At 49.3% G+C, this 3,876-nt stretch carries 2 protein-coding genes and 1 pseudogene; 2 read left to right on the forward strand and 1 reads right to left on the reverse strand.

What is annotated here, in order from left to right; all coding sequences use genetic code 11:
* Window positions 1-384, forward strand: a pseudogene (locus tag Q0294_RS13780) (pyrrolo-quinoline quinone); the annotation flags it as partial.
* A gap of 206 nt (window positions 385-590) precedes the next feature.
* The gene (purH, locus tag Q0294_RS13785; protein WP_299466376.1) at window positions 591-2,174 is read left to right on the forward strand and encodes a bifunctional phosphoribosylaminoimidazolecarboxamide formyltransferase/IMP cyclohydrolase; all 1,584 of its coding nucleotides are present in this window, start codon (window positions 591-593) and stop codon (window positions 2,172-2,174) included.
* 115 nt (window positions 2,175-2,289) lie between these two features.
* Here the strand turns inward: purH and Q0294_RS13790 are convergent, their stop codons facing one another.
* The gene (locus tag Q0294_RS13790) at window positions 2,290-3,666 is read right to left on the reverse strand and encodes a porin (protein WP_299466379.1); all 1,377 of its coding nucleotides are present in this window, start codon (window positions 3,664-3,666) and stop codon (window positions 2,290-2,292) included.
* Window positions 3,667-3,876 lie beyond the last annotated feature (210 nt).

The following is a 3,876-nucleotide window of genomic DNA, read 5'->3' on the forward strand; positions in this document are numbered from 1 at the left end:
TTTTATCAGTTATCTGCGACGAGTGGTCGAGAACAATGGTGGCAGCCACTCGGCTCGACTTTCATCTCCCTGTCTCCAACACGCGTTTATGCTACGGATGAACTGGGGAATCTGCTGATTCTTTCCCGTACCGACGGTGCAGTGCTTTCTGCAGTGCCGCTACGGAAATACCAGATCAAATTGATGAATGAACGGACAGATCGTATATTCTGTGCTTCGGAATCGGGTTTAATTATGTGTCTGAGACAGAGCGATCTGCCATTTCCGATTCGATTTAAGCACCAGGACCGCTATCCCATTCTGCCTGAGATCACTCCCGAGGCTGCTGTAACTGAAGCGGAATCCGCGACACCTCCCGAGAATGAAAATGCTGAGCAGAAATGAGTCTTTGGCTTTCTCTAAAGCGGGATTCGTAAGGTTTGTTTTCTGACCGGTGAACAGCTAAACTGGCCTTTCGTTGAGAGTGTCTGGCGGCATCGCGCTCTGTATTTGAAACCGATGCTCAGATCTGCAGGCACTTGGGTGAATTTCTTTACATGGCAGGAAAGCGGTCGCTTTTCTGCATTCTCAGGCGATTGATTAAGAAACAAATGAGTAATTCGTATCCGCGTCGTGCTTTGGTAAGTGTCAGCGATAAATCAGGCCTTGATGTTTTTGTCAAAGGGCTCGCTGCATTAGGATTTGAATTTGTATCAACCGGTGGCACCCGTCGCTATCTGGAAGAGCAGGGAGTCAATGTGATTGATATCTCTGAGTACACAGGTTTTCCCGAAATCATGGATGGAAGGGTCAAGACACTTCATCCTAAGGTACATGGCGCGATTCTTGGCAGACCTGACTTGGTCGGCGATGCGGCAGCGATTCAAGAGTTCGAAATAATTCCTTTTGAGTTAGTTATCTGCAACCTCTATCCTTTTGAAGAGACGATCGCCCGACCGAATGTTTCGTTATCGGAAGCGATCGAGCAGATTGATATAGGCGGACCCAGTATGGTTCGATCTGCCGCTAAAAATCATGCCTATGTCGGGGTCATCACCTCGCAGGGGCAATACAGTCGGGTGTTGGATGCATTGCGGGCGGGACCTTTGTCTCCGGAATTACGTCTCGAACTATCTGCGGCGGCATTTGAAATGACTGCCTGTTACGATCGTGCTGTTGCCAATTATATGGCTTCTGTTCTGCCCTCCCGCGAAGAGGAAGATTCACGGTTTGCCCCGCAGATCAGTATCAATCTTGTTCGTAGAGATCAGTTGCGTTATGGGGAAAACCCACATCAGAGTGCGGCATTTTATATGGAGAAACATCCGCCTGCGGCCAGTGTGGCTCTGGCAGAACAATTAAATGGAAAAGAACTTTCCTATAATAATTTCCTGGACCTGGATGCGGCATTGCAAATTGCCAGTGATTTTGAAAAACCTGCCGCTGTTGTGATTAAGCATACCAACCCCTGTGGATGTGCGACTGCAGCTTCTCTGGCAGAGGCATTTGAAAAAGCATACGCAGGTGACCCGGTGAGCGCATTTGGTTCTATCATGAGTTTCAATCGCTCTGTTGACCGCGAAACCGCTGAAAAATTATGTGAGCCGAATCGCTTCATTGAAGCGATTATTGCTCCTGATTTTGATCAGGATGCCTTTGACCTGCTCACTACGAAACCCAAGTGGAAAAAAAATGTGCGGTTGATGAAATGTCCTATGATGGAGCCGCCTTCAATCGCCAGTCTCGATTATCGCAGGGTGTCCGGAGGGTTGCTGGTACAGGAGAAAGACGAGCTTCGCGATGATACTGCAGAATGGAAAGTCGTCACCAGACGCGCGCCATCACCGCAGGAATTAAACGATCTGTCATTTGGGTGGATTGTCTGCCGGCATGTGAAGTCGAATGCGATTGTGCTGGCAAAGGATGAAATGCTGCTCGGTGCCGGAGCTGGTCAGATGAGTCGATTGGATTCCTCGTATATCGCCGCTTACAAAGCTGGAGAGCGGAGTAAAGGTGCTATCGTAGCTTCTGATGCCTTTTTCCCGTTTCGGGATGGGATCGACGAAGCAGCGAAAGCCGGGGTCACTGCGATTATTCAACCGGGAGGTTCGGTACGGGATGAAGAGGTGATTGAAGCCTGCAACGAATATGAGATTGCAATGATCTTTACCGGTCGCCGGCACTTCAAACATTAAAAATCATGCAGGTCTGAAATTAAAGGAGCCCTCTTCAGAGAAGAGGGCTCCTTTTTTTATAGCAAGCTCATTCGGGTTACCCCGACTTAAGCGTTCATTATTTTACACATTGGTCTTAGAAGACGAGAATGACGTCTGTACCAACTGTGAACTGACTGTTTTTGGCAGCGCCACTGGAATTTGTCCAGGGAGAAGCATTATCAGCCCAGTCCCAGCGAACTTCAGGACGAATTCGCAGGCAGGAATTCAACTTGTAGTTCATACCTGCTGTGATTTCGTAGTAGTTCGTTCCGGGATTACCCAGCTGAGTACCGTTGTGGTCACGCCACCATTCAGCACGGATCCCTGCCTGAGCACATTCGCTCATTTCGTAGAACAGGTACTGGTTGATGCCGTAAGCTTCAGCATCCTGTCCCGGATCGTTCACGTCACCGTTACGGAAGAACATGTGGTCATGCTGGAAAACGTAAGACAGATTGTCGCTCAGTTTCTGTTGAGCCACGAGACTGAAGATGGTCAGGTTAGATGTACCACCGAAAGCGTCGTTTTCACCACCAGAGCTCAAAGCGAACGCAACTGAAGTGTCTTCACTGTCACTGGTCCAGGTTACTGAACCGAGGAAGCTCCATTCGTTGTTCTGATTATTAAAATCATCCCAACCTGTAGTGATACCACCGGTCAGTGCAACGTTATCGCTCAGGTCCGTACTGGCTAATGCACCGGTATGGGTGAATGGTTCATCGTACTGCATTGTATAAGCATGCGAGTAGAAGAAGTTATCCGGAGCGTGAACTACTTCGTATCCGATGACGGTATAGAAGTGCCCCAGTTTCAATGTCACACCGTTTCCAATGGGAGCATATAACGATGCGTACAACTGAGGCATCGCCAGACCGATCTGGTTCGCGGTTGCTGTATCGTTTTGTGACCAGGTTCCGTCAAAGTTGGGGGTATTATTGGGACCGCCGAATGTCGCAGTATCTGCAGCATCGGAACCGACCACCAGGTCAACACGCCCCCCCCAGCCGAAGCAGTCTTCGTTGGCGGCAGCGTCTTTTTCCAGAACAAAGTACAACTGGTTCAACATGAACTGGCTGTCAGCCTGGTTGAATCCAACGCCTGGTGTGTTCAAGTCGTTTTGAGGACGGTTACCGTTGAAGGTAATACCGAATTCCAGCCAGCCACTGAGTTTCCAGCCGTTATCTTCGAGAAAATTACCGCAGCCATCGCAGTCATCGAACAGACGAGTGAGACGTCCGCTGCAGCAATCACCATCATCTTCGCCTTCTTCTCCGCCGTCGCAGCTGTTCGGATTGGAGCAAGCGGGGGCACAGGTCTTCGGGGCACAGCATTCTGCTGTTAACCGTTCGAGCTCTGCAGCTAACTTCGTTCCGGCTTCTTCATACACTTTCGTGCAGCAGGCATTTGGTTGGGCTGGTGTGCAGGCGGGAGCACAACTGGCGTCACCACCAAATGCCGGTGATACAGCCATGAGACCTAGCCCACTCAATAGGAGCGCAGTCAGTCTGGCTTTTCTTTTAAATTCATTCAGTTTTCGCATATTTTAACTCCTGAGTACACGCTTTAGGTGCTTGGTCTCCATACCGTCAGAAGAGCGGCGTATATGCTTTTCAAAACATTTTGTTAATAAAAGCCATACTGACGGTCTTGTCAATCATGCCATCGTTAGAATTTGTTGACC

Origin of the sequence: uncultured Gimesia sp., from assembly GCF_937919775.1 — a bacterium.
In the GTDB taxonomy this organism is placed as follows: domain Bacteria; phylum Planctomycetota; class Planctomycetia; order Planctomycetales; family Planctomycetaceae; genus Gimesia.